Consider the following 22,945-nt stretch of genomic DNA (forward strand, 5'->3'; position numbering starts at 1 on the left):
GCGTCAAGGGCGCTGCGCGTCACTGCGTGATGGGCAAGCCCACCCTTGACCCCGGAGCCTCTACGCGCGAAAGGCAGGCCCTACGGGGCAGGCGGTGAAGCCAGCCCCCGACATGCGCAGCCCACCACCCACCAGGGCCAAATCCGCCCGAGTTGGGCGGCGATTCCACGGGACCGAAGCGGGACCAGAACGGGACCACACGCTACGAACGCTGGTAAACAATCGCCACGTCGGCGATCAATCGGCCACTACCAAAAACACCTACTGGCCAGCAGGTTTGGCTTCCGGTCCGACCTGGGGGTCAAGTGGTCGCAGGTTCAAATCCTGTCAGCCCGACCAGAAAAACTCCTTCCGACCTCGGCCGGAAGGGGTTTTCTCGTTCCTACTCGACTGTGCTGGAGAGGGTGGGTTGGGCGTTGCCGGGGTCGGTCGGGACGGCGACGTCGAGCACGGCCGGCTTCGGCGGCGGCGCGCAGGGGCGCGTCGGCGCGGTGCGTAGCCGGGTCACCTTCGCGGGCATCGGCGTCCACCTTTCCGGCTTGCCCCGGATAACGGGGCCGCTTCGCGTATGTGCCGGGGCGGGTTCGCCGCAGATCGAGTCTCACGATCCCCCGGATAACAGCCCATCGTCCGGGTGAGGAGATTCCGCAGGCCAGCCCCCGGAACGCGCGGGCAATAAACGGCGCATGATCGCGCGTTCCGCCGAGTGGCTGGCCTATCCACATAGCGCGATCAGCGGCATTCCCGCGTGTTCACGCCGGATGGGGAGCAAGGATCGCCGCCCCGGCACGTACGGCGGCCCAGTCGGTGTCGTCGTGTCGCGCCAACGCCCGCGGCAACCATGTCCGGCGCTGCGCCTGTTCCTGAATCAGCCCGGGAATATCGAGATCGATCCCCGGGGCGCCACCTGCCGCAGCCAGGCGGTCCACCCGCTCCTGCATGGCTTGCAGCAGCCGATGATCGAAATCGGTTACAGCGGCCACGAATATCTGGGTGCTGAGTGTCCTGCGGCCCGACAGCGGGGCGGAAAATGTGATCTCACCGTCGGGATCGGGTGTGAACCGCCACGCTACGGTGATCGTGTCCTCAGGGTAGAGGGTGCGCCACCACCGAAACGCGGGCCCGAATCGAAGGTACGAGGTGTCGGTCCATCGCCGGCTGTAAGCCTCCGAGGCGGCGGCGACCGCGGAATCGTCGAGGACGTCCGGATCGCCAGCATCGACAACCCATCCTTCGGCTTCAGCGGCGAAAAACCTCGCCAAGTCATCCGGGACCGGCTCGAGAGCCGAAGGTAAAACTTCAAGCAGGTCCTCCCATAGCCGGACCACGTAATAGTCCGGCCAGGGCGGCTCCGCAGCCGGGTTCGCGCGTGTCGAGCCCAGGGTCTGCTCGGTATACCGGAGCAACTCGACACCACCGACTTCCAAGCCGTACCAGCCCTGCGTGAGTCCAAACCAGTGCAGCGTCGGACGTTCCCCCCATGGGGCGACCTCGTCCAGCGACACCAGCTCGAATGGGATCCGCATCATGCCCTGATCCAACTGCGCGACCCGCATCCTGTCGAGCTTGATCGGATCCTGGTCAGGACCCCGGGAAGGAGCGGCCACTGCCAACTGCCACCTCATCGGCATTACAGGATGCCAGTACAGGTTTGAGCACGGCGACCCTAGGAACGGATCTCGCTACCGTCGACCCGCAGCTGCTCGGCCAACCTGGCTAAAGACGAACGCCAGATCCGCCGGCGAGAGCGTGAAGAACCGGAACAGCTCCTCGCGCAGGGGCGGCAGTGTTTGCGCAGTCACCAACAGAATCCGCACCCCGGGCAGTCCGCCCGCGATCTCCCATTGATGGACGCCGCAGCGGCGAGACCGTCAGGCGGTATAGCCGCCGTCCACGGCCAGTGCCGTACCGGTTATGAAGCGCCCGCCCGGACCGGCCAAATACGCAACCGCGTTGGCGATGTCCTCGGCCTCGCCGTAGCGCCCGAGCGCGGTGAGACCCCGCTGGAAGTCGGCGGTGTCGCCGGTGGCCGGGTTCATGTCGGTGTCGATCGGGCCAGGATCCACGATGGTGGCGGTGATCCCGCGCGGACCCAGTTCACGCGCCAAACCCTTGGTCAAGCCCACCAGCGCCGACTTGGCAGTGGCCTGCAGGACGAAGTTGTCACCGGGCACCCGGCCGTTGAAGCACGATCCGATGCTGATGATCCGGCCACCGGCGCCCAGATGCCTGGCCGCAGCCTGCGAGGCCAGGAAAATAGATCGGATGTCCACCGCGAGCACACGATCCAGTTCGTGGGCCGAGACCTCGAGCAGCGGGCCATAGGTGAGGAAGCCCGCGTTGTTCACAAGAATGTCGAGACCGCCCAATTCCCGCACCGTCTGCTCCACCGCGGCCCCAGCAGCATCGGGTTCGGTCAGATCCGCCCGGATGACCACGGCCCTGCCGCCGTGCGCCTCGATCTCCTTTGCCACCTGTTGCGCCTGCTCGATGGCCGTGACGTAGGTCAGTGCAACCGCGGCGCCATCAGCGGCCAAGCGCTTCGCGATGGCGGCGCCGATTCCACGGCTACCTCCGGTCACCAGTGCGACCTTGCCGGTCAGATCATGCTGTGTCGTGTTTTTCGCCATGTCGTTATCGTCAAACCTTGCCACTAATGTGAGGGTCAATCAGGATGGGAAAGGACCTTAGTCACATGCGAATCGGGGAATTATCCGAGCGCACCGGCACTTCACGCCGCTTGCTGCGCTACTACGAGGATCAGGGCCTGATCACCGCCGACCGCGAGACCAACGGTTACCGCACCTACGACGAGGAATACGTCGACCGGGTACTCCAGATCCGCGGTTTGCTGGAAGCCGGTCTCCCCATCCGAATCATCAAACTGATCCTGCCCTGCCTCACACGCCCCGAGACCATTCACTTCTACAACCCCACCCCCGAGATGCTCGCCATCTTGGAACAGCAACGCGACGCTATGACCCAGCGCATCGAATGCCTGCAGCGCAACCGCGACGCCGTCACGGACTACCTAGCCGAGGTGCAGAGCCGCCAACCGCAACCGACGGGGACCTGAGCATCCCCAGCACGGGAAACACTGCCCGGCCTACCGAAATAGCCAAACGCCAGGTGCGGCAGTTGCCGGTGTCGGACTTGGCAATCAGTTCTCCACCGACCATCGCCTTTTCGAACAGTCGATTTCGATGGCACGGTCAGCGTGTGGGTCCATCTCCGCGACGTGCAGGTAGGCCGGGCCCAGCGGTTCGATCGCATCGGTCAGCGCCCGGTACACCTCGCGGTGGCCGGTCTCGACGATGTCGTCGAGCCGCCCGGCCGTCGGTGCGCAGATCGGCGTTGCTGGACAGAAATTGGTGCAGCAGGTAGCCGTTGGCGTCGTGTCGCTCCACGCCGTCGAAGCCCGCGCTGGTCGCCTCACGCGCGCAATCGGCGATGGTGTCGTGATCCCGGTTCGGGTCGGCTCCTCGGGGTCAGGAAGTCCCGCAGGCCCTCGGGTGTGAACGTCTGCGCCGCGGCCTGCACGGCCTCGGTCATCGGCCGCCAGGCCAGGACCTGCGCCGCCGAGTGCAGACCGGGCGCGAATCAGGTGACCATCGCCGGCATCTGGGTGGCGCCCGGCCCGAAGGCACGGTTGCGGGTCATCGGCACCATCGCGACGTCTGCGACGTCGATCGGGTCGAATGCCGTGGACATCGTGCTCCTCGAGCGTTGTGGGTTGTCCCGCTCGGATGAGCGGGACAGGCCGGGATCAGGCCGCGCTGGGCAGGTAGTCGACGCGCGCGACTGCGGGCGCGGACACGACCTGCACCGCGGCCCCGTCGGCGACCTGGACGTGCAGGAAGCCGCCTTCGATCGCGATGCGGACGTCGTCGACGACGGCGACCGGCGTGCCATGTCGGTCGAACAGGGTGTAGCCGGCGACGAGTTCGATGCGGGTGGCGGTTCGCCATTTCTGGGTCATGGTTGTGCCTTCTGTGGGCGCGACGGGTGGGAAGTCCAGCTCGGGCCGCGCGACATGGTTGAAGTAGTTGGACAGGATGTTCAGCGCGACGTGCCCGACGATCTCGCTCAGTTCGGCGTCCGTGACGCCCTGCGCGCGGACCTCGGCGAGCAGCACATCGTCGACCCGGCCGCGTTCGCGCAGCACCACGTGTGCGAAACGAAGCACGGCGTCAGTGTGCGGGTCCTCGGCGCGCGCCAGCCGGGTATCGGCGATCTCCTGCTCCGAGAGCCCCATCCGGCCTGCCCGCATGGTGTGGGCGGCCACGCAGTAGTCGCAGCCGTTATCGGCGGCGACCAGCAGCGCGAGCCGCTCCCGGGTGCGCACATCGAGGGTGCCGCCGGTCAGTGCCGAACGCAGCGCGAGATAGCCACGCAGGGTGGCGGGGCTGTTGGCCAGTGTCGCGTACAGATTCGGCACCCGGCCCAGCTGGCGTTGCACGTCGGCCAGGAGTTCGGCCTGGTCGGCGTCGGCGGTTTCCGGGGTGACAAGGGGCAGTCGTGACATTGATCGACTCCATGCTCGCTCAAAAACGGCACCGATTGGTGCCGAAATGAACGGTACTGATCGGTTCCGTTTTGGTCAAGCGTTTCGGTACCGATCGGTTCCGTGCTGCTACAGTGAGGTCATGGCGACCCGAGCACGGCAGCGGCTGCTGGCCACCGCGGAGGATCTCTTCTATGCCGAGGGGGTCCGCGCCGTCGGCTTGGAGCGACTGCTGAGTGAATCCGGCGTGGGTCGGGCCTCGTTCTACCGGCACTTCGCGAGCAAGGACGACCTGGTGGTCGCCGTGCTCACCGAGCGGGACGAGCGCTGGCTGGCCTGGCTACGCGAAGCGGTCGAAGCGGTGGACGAGCCGGCCGACCGTCCGCTCGCGGTGTTCGATGCGCTCGCGCAGCGGTTCGCGCGCAAGGATTTTCGTGGATGTGCATTCATCAACACCATGATCGAGGTGGCCGATCCGGACGCGCCGGCGCACCGGGTAGCCGATCGGCACAAGCGCCGGGTCATCGAGTATCTGGGTGAACTGCTGACTGCCGCGGGCCGTGCCGATGCCGAAGAGCTGGCCGGGGAGTTCGCGCTGCTCATCGACGGCGCTATTGTCACCGCGCTACGCGAGAGTTCGCCTGCGGCAGCCGAGCGGGCGGGTCGCATCGCCGCACGGCTGCTCGCAGACTGAGCATGCGGGAAACCGTGGGCGCGGGACGATTCCGCGCCCACGGTGATCGTCACGGCTCGACCGGCAGGCCCGCCGCGGTCCAGTCCTCGATCCCGTCACGGTACTTGCGGACGTTGGTGTATCCGAGCTTCTCCAGCTTGCCTGCGACCTGCTGGCTGTTCGGGCAGGCGGCGTTCGAGCAGTACGTGACGATCGCGGCGTGCTTGTCGGGCAGCAGGCGCGCGGCGTCGGCGTCCACATCCGCGGCCAGGAGTGCGATGGCTCCGGGGAGGTGCTGCTTGGCGTAGTAATCGCCGCCGAGTGCGTCGATGACGGTCACCGCGCCCGCCTCGACCTCCGCTGCCAGTTGTTCCCGGGTGATCAGTTCGGTCATTTCCCACTGCTTTCTCGTGAAGGGAAAAGTATGTGCGTGTGCACGCTACTATTTGCGTGCGCACGCACGCAATAGGGTTAAGCTGGGTTGTGCCCAATTCGTCGCCTCGCTCGATCCCCGCTGTCCGCGCCTGGGCCGCCCTGCTGCAGGTGCACGCGCGGCTGGTCCCCGAACTCGACGCCGAGCTGCGCCGCGCTGCAGGCTTGCCGCTGGGCTGGTACGACGTGCTGCTCGAACTCGACGATCGGCAGCCACTGCGGATGAGCGATCTGGGTGAGCGGGTGGTGTTGAGCCGCACCAGGATCAGCCGTCTGGTGACCGAACTCGAGGCGCAGGGGTTGGTGCGGCGCGAGGCCAACCCGGACGACGGCCGTTCGGCTTTCGTCGGCATCACCGAGCAGGGGCGCGCCCGGCTGCATGCGGCGATGCCGCACTACCTCGCCGGTATCGAGCGCCGTTTCGCCGGCCTGTCCACCGGACAACTCGACGTGCTCGCTGACACGCTGCGTACGGTCCTGGGCCCCGCCGACCTTCCCGACCCTTCCGTGGCTCCCTGACCGCGCCGCGCGCGGGAAGAGTCTCCGAGCTTCGGGCCGGGGCGGAGGCGTCTATCGATAGTGGTCATCGCTGCGGGTGCGCCGCGAGCAGAGGAGCACCACGGTGAAGCGGCAGCGTGCACACCGCGATCGCGATATCGAGCCGATCGGCCGGAGGGCGGCCGGGATCGCCCGAACGCCAGATTCATCGGCGAGAGCGCGACACCGCGAGCACACTCTGGTTCAGCACGCTGCGTGCCCGCCACGGAAGCGCGACTGTCTCGACGCGGCACGCCTATGACTGCGGCAGGGTCGTCGATCAGCGAACCTTCACCGCACTTGAAATTGACGCCGAGTTCAATATACCGTTTGTGCGGTTGGTTCACAGGTCGAGATCCCACCGTCGGCTCGACCGCACCGCTGATCGCCGACAACCCCGTCTTACCCGTCAGGAGCCAGGATGTCCCTGTTCGACACCTCCGAACGTGCCGAGAAGTACCGGGCGGAACTGCTCGACTTCATGGATGCGCACGTCTACCCGGCCGAGGCCGTGTACGACCAGCAGATGCGTGAGTCCGGTGATCCGCACTTCCATCCGCCGATCATGGAGGAACTCAAGGCCGAGGCTCGGCGGCGTGGGCTGTGGAACCTCTTCCATCCGCATCCGGAGTGGGGCCCGGGACTGACCAACCTGGAGTACGCGCCGCTGGCCGAGATCATGGGCCGCAGCTTCATCGCTCCGGAAGCCTGCAACTGCAACGCTCCCGACACCGGCAATATGGAGGTCTTGACGCTCTTCGGCACCGACGAGCACAAGGAGAAGTACCTGAAGCCGCTGTTGGAGGGCACGATCAGGTCGGCGTTCGCGATGACCGAGCCGCGGGTGGCCAGCTCGGACGCGACCAATGTCGAGTTGTCGATGGTCCGCGACGGTGATGACTACCTGCTCAACGGGCGGAAGTGGTTCGCCTCCAACGCGATGCACAAGAACTGCAAGGTGCTGATCGTGATGGGCAAGACCGATCCGAACGCGGCCCCGCATCGCCAGCAGTCGATGATGGTGGTGCCGATCGACGCACCCGGCATCACGGTGATGCGCAACCTTCCCGTCTTCGGCTACCAGGACCGCGAAGGCCACGCCGAAATCGATTTCGACAATGTCCGGGTGCCGGCCAAGGATGTGCTGAAGGGGGAGGGCGAGGGCTTCGCGATCAGCCAGGCCCGGCTCGGCCCCGGCCGCATCCACCACTGCATGCGGTCGATCGGGATGGCCGAACGCGCACTGGAATTGATGTGCACGCGGGCGCGTTCGCGCAGCACGTTCGGCAAACCGATCAGCGACAACGCCAACATCCAGGACTGGATCGCCGAATCGCGGATCGACATCGAGATGATCCGGCTGCTCACCCTCAAGGCCGCCTACCTGATGGACACCGTTGGCAACAAGGAGGCGCGCACCGAGATCGCGGCGATCAAGGTCGCAGCACCGAATATCGCGTTGAAGGTGGTGGACCGGGCGATTCAGGTGCACGGCGGTGGCGGGGTCACCGACGATTTCCCGCTGGCCATGGCATGGGCGCATCTGCGGACGCTGCGCCTTGCCGATGGTCCGGACGAGGTGCACAAGCGTGCCATCGCCCGCCAGGAACTCGGCAAGTACCGCACCGCCGATCTCGCCGCGAACAACGGGCAGCAGGTCAAGGCATGACGGGCATCGATCTGAGCGGGCGCACCGCCGTCATCACCGGCGCCTCGCGCGGCATCGGGCTCGCCGCGGCACAGGCCATCGCGGCTGCCGGTGGCAATGTCGTGCTCACCTCGCGGTCGCAGGAGTCGGCGGACGCGGCGGCGGCCGAGGTCGGCGGCAACGCCCTCGGTGTCGCCGCGCACGCCGTCGACGAGGATGCCGCGCGCCGGTGCATCGACCTGACGCTCGAAAAGTTCGGCAGCCTCGACATTCTCGTCAACAACGCGGGCACCAACCCGGCCTACGGCCCGGTGATCGATCAGGACCACGGCCGGTTCCAGAAGACCTTCGACGTGAACCTGTGGGCGCCGATCCTGTGGACGTCGCTGGCCACCCGCGCCTGGATGGGCGAGCACGGCGGCGCGGTCGTCAACACCGCCTCCATCGGCGGCATGGGTTTCGAGGCCAACCTCGGCCTCTACAACGCGAGCAAGGCAGCGCTGATCCATCTCACCAAACAGATGGCGCTGGAACTGTCGCCGCGGATCCGGGTCAACGCGGTCGCGCCCGGCGTGGTGCGCACCAAGCTGGCCGCCGCGCTGTGGCAGGAACACGAGCAGCTGCTCAACGAGGCGACGGCGCTGAACCGGATCGGCGAACCCGCCGACATCGGCTCGGCCATCGCCTTCCTCGCCTCCGACGCCGCGAGCTGGGTGACCGGCGAAACCATGGTGATCGACGGTGGACAGCGGCTCGGTGACGCGACCCAGTTCCGTCAGGGCCCGGTCGCGGATGGGTGAGCACGTCGCGGTGGACCCGGACGCGATCGCCGGCTGGCTCGACGCACTCGGCATCGAATCCGATGCCCCGCTGCGTTTCACCCGCATCGGGCTCGGCCAATCGAACCTGACCTATCTGCTCACCGACGCCGCCGGGCGACGGTGGGTGCTGCGCCGTCCGCCGCTGGGCCATCTGCTGGCGTCCGCGCATGATGTGGTTCGCGAAGCCCGCATCATCGCGGCCCTGGAAGACACCGCGGTGCCCGCACCGCGCATCCTCGGGGTCTGCACCGATGAGTCGGTGTCGGAGGTGCCGCTGGTGCTGATGGAGTTCGTCGACGGGCTGGTGATCGACACCATGGACGTCGCGCGCTCGCTCACGCCGCAGCGGCGCGGCGAGATCGCCTCGGCATTGCCGCGCACCCTCGCGAAGATCCACGCCGTCGATATCGAGGCCGTCGGGCTCGCCGATCTGGCCTCGCACAAGCCGTACGCGCAGCGTCAGCTCAAGCGCTGGGCCGGGCAGTGGGAGCACTCGAAGACCCGGGAGCTTCCCGAACTCGACGACCTCACCCGCAGACTCGTCGCCGCCGTGCCGGAACAGCACGAGATCACCCTGGTGCACGGCGATTTCCACCTGCGCAACGTCATCGCCGACCCCGGAACCGGCGCGCTGAAAGCGGCGCTGGACTGGGAGCTTTCCACGCTCGGCGAACCACTGGCCGATATGGGCAGCCTGCTGGCCTACTGGCCCGAACCCGGCGAAGAGGAACTCGGCGGCGATTTCCCGGCCTCGACCCTGCCGGGCTTCCCGTCCCGCGCCGAACTGGCACGGATGTACCTGTCCGAAACCGGGCGCGACCCGGCCGCTCTGCAGTACTGGCACGTGCTCGGCCTGTGGAAGCTGGCGGTGATCGCCGAGGGCGTGATGCGTCGAGCGATGGACGAACCACAGAACCGGGCCGCGGCGGGCACCCCGACCGTCGAGCGGATCGACGCGGTGGTGCGCAAGGCCACCGAAGTCGCCGACGCCGCCGGACTCTGACCACATCTTCAGGAGAACGATATGACTCAGGAAACCAGGACCGCCATCGTCACCGGCGCCGCGCGCGGCATCGGGGCAGCGGTGGCCGAGCGCCTCGCCGCCGATGGCATGGTGGTGGCGGTGCTCGATCTCGATGCCGCCGCGTGCGCCGGCACCGTCGACGCGATCACCGCGGCCGGTGGTCGCGCGCTCGCGGTCGGCGCGGATGTCGCCGACGAAGCGGCGGTCGCCGCGGCCATCGAGCAGATCACCGAAACGCTCGGCGCACCGACAGTGCTGGTCAACAATGCCGGGATCATCCGCGACAACCTGCTGTTCAAGATGACCGTCGACGACTGGGACGCGGTCATGAACGTGCATTTGCGTGGTGCGTTCCTGATGACGCGTGCGGTGCAGCAGCACATGGTCGAGGCCCGGTTCGGTCGCATCGTCAACTTGTCGAGCACCTCCGCACTCGGCAACCGCGGCCAGGCCAACTATTCGGCGGCCAAGGCGGGCATGCAGGGCCTGACCAAAACCCTCGCCGTCGAACTCGGCAAGTTCGGGGTGACCGCCAACGCCATCGCGCCCGGTTTCATCGAAACCGAGATGACCGCCGCGACCGCCGAACGTGTCGGCGTGCCCTTCGACGAGTTCACCAAGGCCATGGCCGCGCAGATCCCGGTGCAGCGCACCGGCAAACCCGACGACATCGCGCACACCGCGTCATTCCTGGTCAGTGCCGGCGCAGGGTTCGTTTCCGGGCAGGTCATCTATGTCGCGGGCGGACCGACGGACTGATCCGCGGGCAGAAATCAGGACAACGTTATGACGATCGATAGCGCGATCGCCGCCGATCTCGACGCGCGCATCGCCGAGCTGCTCGCCGCCCACGATCCGGCGACAACCGATACCCGCGAATTCCTCGGCGCCCGTTTCGATGACGGCCTGGCATGGGTGCATTTCCCCGTCGGCGACGGTGGCCTCGACCTGCCGCAGATCTATCAGGCCAGGGTCGATGCCGCGCTCGCCGCCGCGGGCGCACCCGGCCCGGCGGTCGAACACAACGGAATCGGGCTCGGCATGGCCGCGCCGACGATCGCTGCCTTCGGCACACCGGAGCAGCGGCGAAAGTTCTTGCGGCCATTGTTCACCGGCGAACACATTTACTGCCAGCTGTTCAGCGAACCCGGTGCGGGTTCGGATCTGGCGGCGGTGGCCACCCGCGCGGTGCGTGACGGCGCGGACTGGGTGGTGGACGGGCAAAAGGTGTGGACCTCCGGTGCGCAGAACGCCCAGATGGCGATTCTCGTCGCGCGCACCGACCCGTCGGTGCCCAAACATGCCGGGCTCACCTATTTCCTGTGCGATATGAGCGATCCCGGCATCGATATCCGGCCGTTGCGCCAGATCACCGGCGAGGCCGAGTTCAACGAGGTCTTCCTGTCCGGCGTGCGCATCCCGGACGAGAACCGGCTGGGCGGGGTGGGGCAGGGCTGGCGGGTCGCCACCACCACGCTCAACAATGAGCGGGTTGCCATCGGCTCGGGGGCGCCGCGGGAAGGCGGCCAGATCGGCAAGGTCGCCGAGGCCTGGCGTGCGCAGCCGCAGCTGCGAGATCCGGCCATGCACGATGAGCTGCTGCGGCTATGGGTGGAGGCCGAAGTGACCCGCCTGACCGGGGAACGGTTGCGCCAGCAGCTGGCCGGCGGGCAGCCGGGGCCTGAGGGTTCGGCGATGAAGCTGGCCTTCGCCCGGCTCGCCCAGCGCGTCTCCGGGTTCGGGATCGAACTACACGGCGAAGCGGGTCTGCGCTATGACGATTGGACGCTGCGCAGGCCCGAGCGGGTCGAATTCACCGGCCGCGGACCGGGTTACCGCTACCTGCGCGCGAAGGGCAATTCGATCGAGGGCGGCACCTCGGAGATCCTGCGCAACGTCATCGCCGAGCGGGTGCTCGGCCTGCCACCGGAACATCGCGTCGACAAGACCGCCGCCTGGAAGGACCTGGCCCGTTGAGCACCGCGGACCTGCTGTATTCCGATACCGAGGAAGCGTTGCGCGACAGTGTGCGACGGCTCCTCGCCGATCGCTGCCCACCCGAGGCCGTGCTGGGCGTCTACGACGGCGACGCCCAGGATTTCACCCAGGTGTGGAAGACGCTCGCCGTCGACCTCGGCGTCGCGGGCCTGCTGGTGCCCGAGGAACTCGGCGGTGCGGGCGCGACCACCCGCGAGGCAGCGGTGGTGCTCGAAGCGATCGGTCGCGCTGTCGCTCCGGTACCGTTCCTCACCAGCGCGGTGGTGGCGACGATCGCACTGCTGCGGGCCGGTGACACCGGGGTGGTGCGCGAGCTGGCTGCGGGCACTCGCACAGCCGCCCTTGTCGTTCCGCTGTCGATCGCTCCGGGCGACCCGGCCACCGGGGTACTGGCCGCCGACGGTGCGTTGACGGGCACCGTCACCAGCGTCGCGGGTGCGCTGGAGGCCGATCTGCTCGTCGTCGCCGCGAGTGGGCCGCACGGCCTGGAACTGCATGTGGTCGACCGGCAGGCCCGCGGTCTCACGGTGACGCCGGTGCTCGCCCTCGATATGACCCGGCCGCTGGCCGACGTCTCGTTCGGCGCCACACCGTCGACCCAGGTGAGCAGCGACGCCGCGGGCGCGGTCGCCGAAGCCCTGCGCTGTGGTGCCGCGCTGCTGGCCTCCGAGCAGTACGGGGTGGCGAGCTGGTGCTTCGACACCACGCTCGCCTACGTCAAGGACCGCAAGCAATTCGGCCGCGCCATCGGCTCGTACCAGGCGATCAAGCATCGCCTCGCCGAATTGTGGCTGGCACTGGGATCGGTGGCGTCGGCGGCCCGCTATGCCGCCGACACCTACGCCCGCGGTGACGACGACGCCGAGATCGCCGCCGCGCTCGCCCAATCCTACTGCGGCGACGTGGCCGTGCAAGCCGCAGAGGAATGCCTGCAACTACACGGCGGCATCGGCATGACCTGGGAATATCCCGCGCATCTGTATCTGAAGCGCGCCAAGAGTTCGCAATTGGCGTTCGGCACCGGCTACCGGCATCGGGCCCGGCTCGCCGAACTCATCGATCTGCCGGTGGCGGCGGATCCGGCTACGACCACGAGGAGCTGACGGTGAAAGCATGGCGAGTGAACGAACTCGGCGAACCGCGCGAGGTGCTGCGGCTCGAGGAGATCGCCGACCCCGAACCCGGACCGGGACAGCTGTTGGTGCGCGTGCTGGCCGCGCCGGCCAATTTTCCGGATGTGCTGCTGTGCCGCGGCAAATACCAGATCACCCCACCGCTTCCGTTCACCCCGGGGGTCGAGCTGTGCGGCGAGGTCGTGGCAGTCGGTGACGGTGTCACCCGGTTCGCGGTCGGCGATCGCGTGATCGGCAATCCGAACCTGCCCGGCGGCGCGTTCGCCGACATGACTGTTGTCGATGAAGCCAACGCCTTCGCCGCGCCCGCCGCGCTCGATGACGCGGAGGCCTCCGCTCTGAGTATCGGCTATCAGACCAGCTGGTTCGCCCTGCACCGGCGCACCACTCTCCGACCAGGGGAGACGCTGCTGGTGCACGCCGCCGCGGGCGGTGTCGGCAGCGCGGCGGTGCAACTCGGCAAAGCCGCTGGCGCCACCGTGATCGGCGTCGTCGGCGGTGCGGACAAGGCCGAGTACTGCCGGGCACTGGGCGCCGACCTGGTGATCGACCGGCAGCGCGAGGACTTCTTGCCGATCGTCAAGGAGTTCACCGGCGGACGTGGCGTCGACGTCGTCTACGACCCGGTGGGCGGCGACGCCTACGCCAAATCCACCAAATGCATCGCCTTCGAAGGCCGCATCCTGGTGATCGGGTTCGCCGGCGGCACCATCCCGCAGCCGGCGCTCAACCACGCGCTGATCAAGAACTATTCGATCATCGGATTGCACTGGGGCCTGTACAAGCAGTACAACAACCAGGCCATCCAGGACTGCCACGACGAGCTCACCCGGCTCGCCGCCGCCGGCGCGATCAAGCCGCTGGTCAGTGAACGGCTGGCACTCACCGACGTCGCCGACGGGCTCGGCCGCCTCGGGGAGGGCAGCACCGCCGGGCGAATCGTGTTCCAGCCATGACCGGCACCGCGCTCGACCCCCGCGAGGCGATCCTGGTCGATTTCGGCGGCGTCATGACCACAAGCGTGCTCGACGGGTTCCGCGAATTCGGCGCCTCGCTCGGGCACCCGGAGCTGCCGATCACCCTGCTCAGCACGGATGACATCGCGCGTACGCTGCTGGCCGACCACGAATCCGGTCGCATCGACGCCGATGCCTTCGACGCCGGATTCGCCGAACGGCTGCGCGCGCACGGCGCCGAGGTGGATGCGGACGGGTTGAGCGCCCGCATGCAGAGCGGTCTGCGCCGGGACGAGGACAGTATCGAACTGATCCGCGAACTTCGCGGTGCGGGTATTCCCGTCGCGCTGGTATCGAATGCGTTCGGCCGGGACTGTTACGCGGGATTCGATCTGGCCGAACTCGCCGACGTCGTTGTGATCTCCTCGGAGGTCGGGATACGGAAGCCGTCACGTCGGATCTATCAGATCGCCTGTGATCGGCTGGGTATTCAGCCGGCGCAGGCGGTGATGGTCGACGATCTGCGGCACAACCTCGACGGTGCTGCCAGGCTCGGCATTGCCGGAGTACTGCATACCGCCGCTGCCGATACCCGCCGGCTATTGGCCGAACGGCACGGCATCGGCATCTGACATCGTGCGGCGCGGGCCCTCCGAGCGGCCGTCGAGCCGTTCGGCGGGCCCGTCGCCGCTGTCGTACTCAGCGATTTGCGACGATGGTGTGGTGTCGCACTCTGTGAATACGCGAGCCGGTAAACAAGCACCGGCATTGACCCCACGGGGAGAGCGGACGCGCACGAAACTGATCGATGCCGCCGAGCTCGTTTTCGCACGCCTCGGATTCCTCGAGACCAGGGTGGCCGACATCGTCGCCGAAGCCGGAGTAGCGCACGGCACGTTCTATGTGTATTTCGACTCCAAAGAAGCGATCTTCCACGCGGTCGTGCTGAACCTGATCACCGATATGCGCGACAAGGTGCGCGCACGGATGGGCACCCAGCCCGCGACCGCGGTCGAAGCCATCGAATCGGCGGTTCGCGCTTACGTTCTGGCCTTTCGGGAGCATCAGCGCCTGATGCTGATGTGGGGTGAGGTCGCCGGCATGAACCCTGACATCGGCGAGCTGGCACAGACCGAGATCGAGCTGTTCATCGATCGCGCGGAATCCATGATCACCCGGCTGCAAGCCGATCGCCTCGCCGCCCGCGATATCGACGCCCGCTATGCCGCGACGGCCCTGTGCGGGATGGTGCGCGAATTCTGCATTCAGCAGGCGAAAGCCGGCACCGATATCGACGCCGACGCGGCCGCGGACACCCTGTCGACCCTGTGGGTGCGTGGCATCGGGGTGGTCCACGGCGCTCCGCCGGTCTGAGCCGAAGATTTACCGCCGCAGCGCGTCGCGGTCGATGGCGCGCTTGAGAATCTTGCCGGTGGCCCCTTTGGGCAGCGCGTCAGCGAAACCGATGATGCGCGGAATCTTGTAGGCCGACAGTCGTTCTCGGCTCCACCGCGATACCGCCTCGGCATCCAATGACGAATCCGGCGCGGTGACGATGACCGCAGCGACCTCCTCGCCGTAATGGTCGTCGGGCACACCGACCACAGCCGCTTCGACGATCTCGGGATGCTCGTAGAGCACCTCCTCGACCTCGCCCGGATAGACGTTGTAGCCGCCCCGGATGATCAGATCCTTGACCCGGTCGACGATGCGCAGATCGCCGTCGGCGTCGAATCCACCCAGGTCGCCGGTGCGGAGCCAGCCGTCGGGGGACAGCACCTCGGCCGTGGCCTCCGGCCTGCGCCAGTAGCCCTTCATGACCGTCTCGCCCTGCACGAACACCTCACCCACCTGACCGGGCGGGCACGGCCTCGAATCGTGGTCGCGGACGTCGACCCGGGTGCGGGGGACCGCGCGTCCGGTGTAGCCGATCTTGGCGCCGCGATCGAGATCGTTGAAGGTGCCGAATCCGGTGGTCTCGGTGAGCCCGTAGCCTTCGAGGATGGTGCAGCCGAACGTCTTCTGGAACTCGCGGGCGATGTCACCGGGCAGCGACGCACCGCCGGAGATGGCCACCCGCAGTTGCTCGAAATCGGCCGGATCGGCGGCATCGGCGGCCCGCAGCATGGCATTCCACATGGTGGGTACGCCCGCCATGATGGTCAGCCGGTCGCGGCGCAGCAGTTCGAGCATGGCGACGGGGTCGAAGCGGGCCAGCAGTGACAGTGATCCGCCGCTGGTGAAACACGACATCATGACCGCGGCCTGGCCGAAGACGTGGAACAGCGGCAGGCCGGTCCCGGTGCGGTCGGCGGCGGTGCCGCGGCTGCACGCCGCGCCGATCTCACCGCCTGCGAGCAGGTTGCCGACCGTAAGCTGAGCGCCCTTCGGGCGGCCGGTGGTGCCCGAGGTGTAGAGGATGGCGGCGGTGTCGGTGCGGTCGCGGTCGACGCGGGCCGCGGGTTCGGCGGCGGTTTGCGCGCCCGGCGGGAGCGACCAGAACGGTGTGCGGGTGTGCTGTGCGGCGTCGGCGACGGCGGGTCCGAGCTCGTGCCAGGCGATGGCGAGCGCGCAGCCGGCGTCGGTGAGGAAGTACTCGACCTCGGCGCGCGTCGACATGGTGTTCACCGGTACGGCCACGCAGCCCGCGGCCTGAATTCCCAAGTAGGCCACCACGAACTCGGGGACCGACGGCGCGGCCAGCAAGACCCGGTCGCCAGGGGACAGGCCTGCGGCGGCGAGCGCTCCGGCATAGCGAGAGGCGAGCCGGTGCAGCTGGCGATAGGTCCATTCGCCGCGTTCGGATCGCAGCGCGACGCTGTCGGGCGCGGTCTCGGCATGGGTGCGGACGGGATCGAAGACGTTGGCCATGGAGGGTCCTTCGACGGCAACGGTGAGCGAGAGCACGCCGAGCGTAACTGAAGATGACGTCATGTTTATTCGATTGGCGAGAATCCGTCCGTCTCACCGCTGTCGAAATCGGAAAATGGGCTCTGAGCTCGATGGATGTCGAAGCCGACGGTGGAGCGGTGCCGCGCCGCAGGGGAGTTCTGGGTTCGTTCGCCTCGCGAAGTGTGATTGACATTACTCCGGGCCTACCCCACACTGGTGCCACCAATTTGAACTTGGTGTCAACTTCTATTTCCGTCAGGTCGATGACCGGGCGATCCGGCCCGAGGAGTACACGCATGACCGCACCCCCAGTGGAACCAGCAGGCCCGGCCGCCGATGCGGCCCACGACGATGGGCAACGCAGGCGCGCCCACCGCAAACTCCTCGCCGCCGGTCTCATCGGCAGCTCGATCGAGTGGTACGACTTCTTCCTCTACGGAACCGCTGCCGCGCTGGTCTTTCCGGCGGTGTTCTTCCCCGACAGTTCCGCGCTGATGGGCACCCTGCTCTCGTTCAGCACGTTCTGGGCGGGCTTCGTGGCCCGCCCGCTCGGTGGTGTGCTCGCCGGGCATTTCGGCGACAAATACGGCCGCAAGCCGGCGGTGGTGACCTGTCTGCTGGGCATGGGCCTGGCCACCTTCCTCATCGGCTGCCTGCCCGGCGCGCACGCGATCGGTGTCGCCGCGCCGATCCTGCTGGTCACGCTGCGGTTCCTGCAGGGCATGGCCTGCGGCGGTCAGTGGGGCGGAATCGTGCTGCTACTGACCGAATCCGCGAGCCCGAAGCGGCGCGGGTTCGCCGGCACCTTCGGTCAAATGGGTGTGCCGCTCGGAGTGATCCTCGGCAACCTGGTGTTCCTCATCGCCGCGAAGACCATCTCCGAGGAGGCCTTCCTGAGCTGGGGTTGGCGGGTGCCGTTCTTCTGTAGCGCGCTGCTGTTTCCGGTCGTGCTGTATATCCAGACCAAGGTCGAGGACACCCCCGAATTCCGTGACCTGCACAAGGAAGTCGCCGACAAGCGCAGCGCCGCGGTCGCTCAGGCGCCGCTGGCCGAGGCGATCCGGCTGCACTGGCGCAAGATCCTGCTCGGCTGCGGACTACTTGCCGCCACCAACACCGCCTTCTATATCAGCATCGCGGGTGTGCTCAGCTACGGGACCCAAGAACTCGGCATGAAGCACAACGACATCCTGGCCATCTCGCTGGTGGTCTCGCTGCTCGGCGGCGGCGTCATCCTGTGGTCGGGTGCGGCCTCGGACCGGGTCGGGCGCAGGCCGCTGATCCTGATCGGCGGTATCGGGCTGGCGGTCTGGGCGTTCCCCTACTTCTGGCTGGTCGACACCGCGAAGCTGCCGATGTTCTTCATCGCCCTCGCCGTCGGCACCGTCTTCCAATCCATGACCTACGGTCCGCTGGCGGCGTTCATGGGCGAGCTGTTCGAGCCGCGACTGCGGTACTCGGGCGCCTCGCTTGCCTACCAGCTGGCCGCGATCACCGTCAGCGGCGGTACCCCGTTCATCATGACGGCACTGATCGCGAATACCGGTAGCACTGTGCTGGTTTCGGTGTATCTGGCGGCGATGGGACTGGTGACCGTCTTCAGCGCATGGGTCTTGCAGGAGACCAATAGCGCCGCCGTCCGTGCCGACCCGCAAGCCGTGCCCGGCGAACAGCTCTACCGCTGACCGGCCCGCCCCGGCGCATTCGATCGGATGAGAAAAAGAGAGGACCCCCACCGGTAATGAGACAAGCAGTGATCGTGTCGACGGCGAGAACGCCGATCGGCAAGGCCTATCGGGGCGCGTTCAGCGACACCCAGGGGCAGGAACTGGCCGCCCACGCCATCGAACACGCGGTGCACCGCGCCGGGATCGAGGGCGCGGAGATCGACGACGTGGTACTGGGTTGCGCCCTGCAGCAGGGCTCGACCGGTAACAACGTCGCCCGTCAGGCGGCACTGCGGGCGGGGCTGCCCGACAGCGTCTCCGGCATGACCATCGACCGGCAGTGCTCCTCGGGCCTGATGGCGATTGCCACCGCGGCCAAGCAGATCATCGCCGACGGCATGCGGATCACCGTCGGTGGCGGCGTGGAATCGATCTCGCTGGTGCAGAACGATCACGCCAACACCTATCGCACCACTGATCCGTGGCTGCAAGAGCAGGTGCCATCGATCTATATGCCGATGCTGCATACCGCGGAGATCGTCGCCGAACGCTACGGTGTGAGCCGCGAGCGGCAGGACGAGTTCGCCCTGCTGTCTCAGCAGCGCACCGCCGCGGCCCAGCAGGCGGGTCGTTTCGACGCCGAGATCGTCGCGCTGCCCTCGGTGCTGCGCGCCGTCGATCCGTCGACCGGCGAGGTCGTCGAACAGCACCTCACGCTCACCCACGACGAGGGCAACCGTCCCGGTACGACCCTCGACAAGCTGGCCGGTCTCGCCCCGGTGCTGCCGGACGGGCGGATCACCCGGGTCTCCACCGTCACCGCGGGCAACGCATCCCAGCTCTCCGACGGGGCGTCGGCATCGGTACTGATGAAGGCGAGGGAAGCCGAACGGCGCGGCCTGACCCCGCTCGGGATCTATCGCGGCATGGCGGTGGCGGGCTGCGCGCCCGACGAGATGGGCATCGGCCCGGTCTTCGCGATCCCGAAACTGCTCGACGCGCACGGCCTGAGCGTTGACGACATCGGATTATGGGAGCTCAACGAGGCGTTCGCCTCGCAAGCCGTCTACTGCCGCGACAAGCTCGGAATCGATCCGGAGGTGTTCAACGTCAACGGTGGCGGCATCTCCATCGGACATCCGTATGGAATGACCGGTGCGCGGCTGGTCGGGCATGCCCTGATCGAGGGTCGCCGGCGTGGGGTGCGATATGTCGTGATCACCATGTGCGTCGGCGGTGGGATGGGTGCGGCGGGGCTTTTCGACCTGGCCTGACCCCGACGTGCGCCGGAAATCCACCGAACGCGCATATCCCTGAAATTAGAACTGATGTCAATATTGAAATGCCAGGAGAGACAATGGTCGACACGAACACCCTTCCGGTCCGTCCCCGGAGTTATGCCGAACTCACCGAACTCATCGGGCACGAACTCGGCCCGACCGAATGGCATGAGGTGACCCAGGGCCGGGTCGATGCCTTCGCCGACGTCACCGGCGATCACCAATGGATCCACGTCGATCCCGAGCGCGCCGCGGCGAGCCCGCTCGGCGGCACCATCGCGCACGGGCTCTACAGCCTGTCGCTTGGACCCGCACTGTCCTACACGCTGCTCGCCTTCGATGGGTTCACCCACAGCCTGAACTACGGCTACAACAAGGTGCGCTTCCCCGCCCCGGTACCGGTGGGATCGCGAATTCGTATGCGCGCCACCATCGTTTCCGCAGAACAGGTGGCGGGCGGGATCCAGATCGTCATGCGCCAGGTGGTGGAACGCGAGGGCAGTGACAAGCCGGTGCTCGTCGCGGAAACCGTGGCCCGGGTCGTCGAGTAGCAATCCATCCGAGCAGAATTCGAACCGAAAGAAGATCTCCATGAAGGTACGTGAACTCGCGGTGTCGACGGCGGCAGGCCTGGCCGCGTTGACGATGTGCTGCGCCACCGCTACGGCCGAGCCATTGAGCGTGGACATCGCGCCGAACGTCAACTACACCGCTTATCAGGACGGCAACGCCGCGGTGATCACCGTCGACGCCGGACAATTGATCATCCACGACGGCAAGTTCCAGATCCGCGCCGATGACGGCACGGTGCTCGCCGGGGTACCGCTCGAATTCAACGTCAATAACGTGGCCTTCCCGATCGACGCCGAGATCGACGGCCACACCGCCCGTCTCACCCCCTCGCTGGATCCGGCTCGCGCCGTGGAGAAGCCGGTAGCTCTGCCGTTCCAGGAGCATGCGCCGTGGAAGACCCCGTACGACCGTGAGGTCGCCGCCTTCTCCCGGATGGCGGGCACCATCACGATGGCCGGTGTGGCAGGCGGTGTCGTCGGAGCTATCGGCGCCGGCGTCATCGGCTGCCTCGTCGGTGGTGTCACGCTGGCCGCGGCGACCAGCCCGGTGGCGATGATGTTCGGCGCCGGACCGGTCGCCGGATGCCTCATCGGCGCGGGCGCCCTCGCCCCGGTCGGCGCCATCGCCGGCGCGCTGGTCGTCGGCGCGCCGGTGATGACGGCCGCGGTGATCCAGTACTTCACCACCATCAACGAGCCGTTTCCGGCGCCGGTGAAATAGCGCCCCGGCACGCTGTTCGAGCGCCCTACGGTCGATGGCCGTAGGGCGCTCGCATATGTCCGGAACGGGGAGCGCCGATGCGGGCACGGGGCATGCTGCCGACCTGCCGCGACGACCGCATACGGTGACACGTATGTCCATTACTCCCGAGGACGTCTATCGTCGGGCCGCGCGGGCGATCGCGCACGGGCAGCGGCTCGAAGTGAATGCGCTGATCGACCAATTGCATGTCTCGCGGGCCACGCTGTTCCGTAAGGCAGGCAACCGCGAACAGATCCTCGGCGAGGCGATCTGGATGATGGCCGACCACAGCTTCGGCGCCGCGAGCGCCCGGTGGCGCCGCGCCTACGGCGGTGCGGTCCGCGATGGGTCGGGGACATTGCGCTGCGTACGCATCATCACCGATCACGGCGCCGCGATCGCGGCCGACCGCGGTGTGCGCCGGCTGCTCGACGAGGAGCCGAAGATAGCGATGCGGGTATTGACCGACCCGTTCGGTGCGGTCCAGCCGCGGACCATCGCACGGGTCCAGCAGCTCATCGCCGACGATGTGCGCGACGCCACGCTGCGGCCGCTGGTCGAACTCGACGATCTGTCGTATGCCGTTGTGCGCCTGGGGGAGTCGATGCTGTACGCCGATATCCTGGCCGGGCGCCGTCCCCATGTCGAGAATGCCAACACCCTGGTCGGTGCGTTGATCACCGGCGTTCTGCCCGCGCGCTGAGGCCGCGCGGCGGGCATGCCGAAGGGGCTGCCACGATGTCGTGACAGCCCCTTGCCCCCGGGCCGGATGGTCTGCTCAGCTGATCAGGAACCGCAATTGCCGTGGGCGGCTCTACCGTCCAAGCGGTCGCCGAGCCAGTTCACGGCGTCGTCGCCGCCGATCAGGACCGCGCCCGCGTGATCGGCCAACGGGTAGGAATGCCATTCGACGGTATTTCCGCTGGCGCACCAATCGCTGCGCAGTTGTTCGCCGAGACCGTAGGAAACGACCTGGTCGGTGGTTCCGTGGAACAGGTAGAGCGGGAAACCGGTAGTGCGGCCACCCAGACGGTTCTCACCGAGCCGTTGCCGCCACTGGGGATTGTCGAGCGGATTACGTGCCAGTACCTCGTCCATGGAATGTCCTTCGCCGGCCCGGATATTGTCGAGCACGCAGCCGCCACGCAGCTGCTGCACGAGATCGCGGCCCTGCGGCGTCAGGTACGAGTCGAGGTCGAGCTCGGGGTAGGCAGTGTCGTGGCCGATCGCGACCATGAGCGAGGCCGCCGGGTTACCGCCGCTGCCGTCCTTGTCGAGGGCGTCTTTGAGCACATCGGCGGGAACGCCGCCGCTCGCCGCGGCTTTCACCTGAAGCTCAGGGGCGTATTCGCCGGCGAGTTCGGCGGCCCACGCGCTGGCCTGACCACCTTGTGAATAGCCGAGGATGCCGACCGGCGAGGCCGAGCTCACGCCCCCCTGCTGCACTTCCGGCAGGCGCTGGGCGGCGCGCGCGGCGTCGAGGACGGCGGTGCCTTCGGAACGGCCGACGAGATAGGGGTGATCTCCGGGCGTGCCGAGGCCTGGGTAGTCGGTGACGGCCACCGCCCAGCCGCGCGTCAGCAGCTCGCCGACCGACATTCCTTCCAGGTTCTTGCCCTGGATGAACGTGGCGGACGGCGCGCACTGATCGCCCATGCCGACGGTCCCGACCGCGTAGGTCACCAGCGGCCGGGTTCCGGTCTTGCCGTCCTCGGGCACGATGACGGTGCCGGACACCACGTTGGGCCGCCCGAGGGCGTCGGTCGAGTGGTAGAAGATCTTCCACGCCTTGGTCGGCGTCGGCAGGCCGGGCACCACCTTGAAGGAATAGGGTTCCGCGCTGACTACGTCACCGGGGGCGCCGCCGGATGTGGCGCCCGCGGGGGGAGTGCTGTCGGCAGGCTGCTCCTCGGCGCTCGCCGCGCCGATCCCCGCGAGCGTGCTCGCGGCGAGCGCGATAGCGGCGGTGAGCTTCGCCAGCCGCCCGGCAAGTGCGGACCGCGCTCGGCGGCGGGTGCGTGTCATGGATTCTCCTCGAATGTTTCTGGCTGAGAACGGGTTCGACG

General features: G+C 67.5%; 25 protein-coding genes. 17 read left to right on the forward strand and 8 right to left on the reverse strand.

All coding sequences use genetic code 11. The annotated features are described in order from the left end of the window. Positions 1-382 precede the first annotated feature (382 nt). The 3 genes from AC4HOU_RS27860 to AC4HOU_RS27870 all read right to left on the reverse strand — a co-directional run bounded on the left by AC4HOU_RS27860 (position 383) and on the right by AC4HOU_RS27870 (position 2,630). Positions 383-520: a hypothetical protein gene (locus AC4HOU_RS27860; protein ID WP_163812726.1), complete on the reverse strand. Its 138-nt coding sequence runs from the start codon at positions 518-520 to the stop codon at positions 383-385. Between the two features lie 232 nt (positions 521-752). Next, positions 753-1,556 (reverse strand): DUF5984 family protein, encoded by an 804-nt coding sequence (locus AC4HOU_RS27865; RefSeq protein WP_228805906.1) that lies wholly within the window; start codon positions 1,554-1,556, stop codon positions 753-755. A 315-nt stretch (positions 1,557-1,871) separates the two neighbouring features. After that, positions 1,872-2,630 (reverse strand): SDR family NAD(P)-dependent oxidoreductase, encoded by a 759-nt coding sequence (locus AC4HOU_RS27870; RefSeq protein WP_194989353.1) that lies wholly within the window; start codon positions 2,628-2,630, stop codon positions 1,872-1,874. 65 nt (positions 2,631-2,695) lie between these two features. Between AC4HOU_RS27870 and AC4HOU_RS27875 the strand changes: the two genes are divergently transcribed. Continuing rightward, complete coding sequence (locus tag AC4HOU_RS27875) at positions 2,696-3,076, forward strand: MerR family transcriptional regulator (RefSeq protein WP_163812729.1); 381 nt, start codon at positions 2,696-2,698, stop codon at positions 3,074-3,076. A 136-nt stretch (positions 3,077-3,212) separates the two neighbouring features. On the opposite strand, the gene AC4HOU_RS27880 is transcribed toward AC4HOU_RS27875, so the two are convergent. Both AC4HOU_RS27880 and AC4HOU_RS27885 read right to left on the reverse strand, forming a co-directional pair. Then, entirely contained in the window at positions 3,213-3,452 is a 240-nt protein-coding gene (locus tag AC4HOU_RS27880; RefSeq protein WP_194989379.1) for an oxidoreductase, read from the reverse strand. Between the two features lie 314 nt (positions 3,453-3,766). Next, the gene (locus AC4HOU_RS27885) at positions 3,767-4,525 is read right to left on the reverse strand and encodes a carboxymuconolactone decarboxylase family protein (protein WP_163812731.1); all 759 of its coding nucleotides are present in this window, start codon (positions 4,523-4,525) and stop codon (positions 3,767-3,769) included. Positions 4,526-4,646: 121 nt separating this feature from the next. Between AC4HOU_RS27885 and AC4HOU_RS27890 the strand changes: the two genes are divergently transcribed. After that, entirely contained in the window at positions 4,647-5,198 is a 552-nt protein-coding gene (locus AC4HOU_RS27890; protein WP_163812733.1) for a TetR/AcrR family transcriptional regulator, read from the forward strand. Positions 5,199-5,247: 49 nt separating this feature from the next. Here AC4HOU_RS27890 and AC4HOU_RS27895 read toward each other — a convergent pair whose 3' ends face one another. Next, the gene (locus tag AC4HOU_RS27895) at positions 5,248-5,571 is read right to left on the reverse strand and encodes a rhodanese-like domain-containing protein (RefSeq protein WP_194992038.1); all 324 of its coding nucleotides are present in this window, start codon (positions 5,569-5,571) and stop codon (positions 5,248-5,250) included. Positions 5,572-5,660: 89 nt separating this feature from the next. Between AC4HOU_RS27895 and AC4HOU_RS27900 the strand changes: the two genes are divergently transcribed. The 10 genes from AC4HOU_RS27900 to AC4HOU_RS27945 all read left to right on the forward strand — a co-directional run bounded on the left by AC4HOU_RS27900 (position 5,661) and on the right by AC4HOU_RS27945 (position 15,100). Next, the gene (locus tag AC4HOU_RS27900; protein ID WP_163812735.1) at positions 5,661-6,128 is read left to right on the forward strand and encodes a MarR family winged helix-turn-helix transcriptional regulator; all 468 of its coding nucleotides are present in this window, start codon (positions 5,661-5,663) and stop codon (positions 6,126-6,128) included. A gap of 439 nt (positions 6,129-6,567) precedes the next feature. After that, complete coding sequence (locus AC4HOU_RS27905) at positions 6,568-7,815, forward strand: acyl-CoA dehydrogenase family protein (RefSeq protein WP_194992037.1); 1,248 nt, start codon at positions 6,568-6,570, stop codon at positions 7,813-7,815. Beyond that, entirely contained in the window at positions 7,812-8,594 is a 783-nt protein-coding gene (locus tag AC4HOU_RS27910; protein WP_163812739.1) for an SDR family oxidoreductase, read from the forward strand. Before AC4HOU_RS27905 ends, AC4HOU_RS27910 begins: the two co-directional genes overlap by 4 nt. Beyond that, positions 8,587-9,618, forward strand: coding sequence for a phosphotransferase family protein (locus AC4HOU_RS27915; RefSeq protein ID WP_194992036.1), 1,032 nt, complete (start codon positions 8,587-8,589; stop codon positions 9,616-9,618). Before AC4HOU_RS27910 ends, AC4HOU_RS27915 begins: the two co-directional genes overlap by 8 nt. 21 nt (positions 9,619-9,639) lie before the next feature. Further along, the gene (gene fabG / locus AC4HOU_RS27920) at positions 9,640-10,398 is read left to right on the forward strand and encodes a 3-oxoacyl-ACP reductase FabG (protein WP_194992035.1); all 759 of its coding nucleotides are present in this window, start codon (positions 9,640-9,642) and stop codon (positions 10,396-10,398) included. Positions 10,399-10,425: 27 nt separating this feature from the next. Next, on the forward strand, positions 10,426-11,616 hold the full coding sequence (locus tag AC4HOU_RS27925) for an acyl-CoA dehydrogenase family protein (protein ID WP_195007389.1): 1,191 nt from the start codon (positions 10,426-10,428) through the stop codon (positions 11,614-11,616). Beyond that, on the forward strand, positions 11,613-12,740 hold the full coding sequence (locus tag AC4HOU_RS27930; RefSeq protein WP_194991877.1) for an acyl-CoA dehydrogenase family protein: 1,128 nt from the start codon (positions 11,613-11,615) through the stop codon (positions 12,738-12,740). Before AC4HOU_RS27925 ends, AC4HOU_RS27930 begins: the two co-directional genes overlap by 4 nt. 2 nt (positions 12,741-12,742) lie before the next feature. After that, positions 12,743-13,726, forward strand: coding sequence for an NADPH:quinone oxidoreductase family protein (locus AC4HOU_RS27935; protein WP_194991878.1), 984 nt, complete (start codon positions 12,743-12,745; stop codon positions 13,724-13,726). Next, a complete protein-coding gene (locus tag AC4HOU_RS27940; protein ID WP_194991879.1) occupies positions 13,723-14,358 on the forward strand; it encodes an HAD family hydrolase in 636 nt (211 codons plus the stop codon). Before AC4HOU_RS27935 ends, AC4HOU_RS27940 begins: the two co-directional genes overlap by 4 nt. A gap of 136 nt (positions 14,359-14,494) precedes the next feature. Beyond that, the gene (locus AC4HOU_RS27945) at positions 14,495-15,100 is read left to right on the forward strand and encodes a TetR/AcrR family transcriptional regulator (protein ID WP_228816239.1); all 606 of its coding nucleotides are present in this window, start codon (positions 14,495-14,497) and stop codon (positions 15,098-15,100) included. Between the two features lie 9 nt (positions 15,101-15,109). On the opposite strand, the gene AC4HOU_RS27950 is transcribed toward AC4HOU_RS27945, so the two are convergent. Further along, positions 15,110-16,597, reverse strand: coding sequence for an AMP-binding protein (locus AC4HOU_RS27950; protein WP_195021706.1), 1,488 nt, complete (start codon positions 16,595-16,597; stop codon positions 15,110-15,112). A gap of 317 nt (positions 16,598-16,914) precedes the next feature. Between AC4HOU_RS27950 and AC4HOU_RS27955 the strand changes: the two genes are divergently transcribed. From AC4HOU_RS27955 to AC4HOU_RS27975, 5 genes are all read left to right on the forward strand, one after another. Next, positions 16,915-18,303: an MFS transporter gene (locus AC4HOU_RS27955; protein WP_194991881.1), complete on the forward strand. Its 1,389-nt coding sequence runs from the start codon at positions 16,915-16,917 to the stop codon at positions 18,301-18,303. A 56-nt stretch (positions 18,304-18,359) separates the two neighbouring features. After that, a complete protein-coding gene (locus AC4HOU_RS27960) occupies positions 18,360-19,559 on the forward strand; it encodes an acetyl-CoA C-acyltransferase (protein ID WP_490725583.1) in 1,200 nt (399 codons plus the stop codon). Positions 19,560-19,642: 83 nt separating this feature from the next. Then, on the forward strand, positions 19,643-20,116 hold the full coding sequence (locus tag AC4HOU_RS27965) for a MaoC family dehydratase (RefSeq protein WP_194992485.1): 474 nt from the start codon (positions 19,643-19,645) through the stop codon (positions 20,114-20,116). Between the two features lie 40 nt (positions 20,117-20,156). Then, entirely contained in the window at positions 20,157-20,858 is a 702-nt protein-coding gene (locus AC4HOU_RS27970; protein WP_194992486.1) for a DUF8020 domain-containing protein, read from the forward strand. Positions 20,859-20,991: 133 nt separating this feature from the next. Continuing rightward, on the forward strand, positions 20,992-21,582 hold the full coding sequence (locus tag AC4HOU_RS27975) for a QsdR family transcriptional regulator (protein ID WP_194992487.1): 591 nt from the start codon (positions 20,992-20,994) through the stop codon (positions 21,580-21,582). 83 nt (positions 21,583-21,665) lie between these two features. Here AC4HOU_RS27975 and AC4HOU_RS27980 read toward each other — a convergent pair whose 3' ends face one another. Then, positions 21,666-22,904, reverse strand: coding sequence for a lipase family protein (locus AC4HOU_RS27980; RefSeq protein ID WP_194992488.1), 1,239 nt, complete (start codon positions 22,902-22,904; stop codon positions 21,666-21,668). Between the last annotated feature and the right edge of the window lie 41 nt (positions 22,905-22,945).

The organism is Nocardia sp. JCM 38205 (assembly GCF_058222935.1).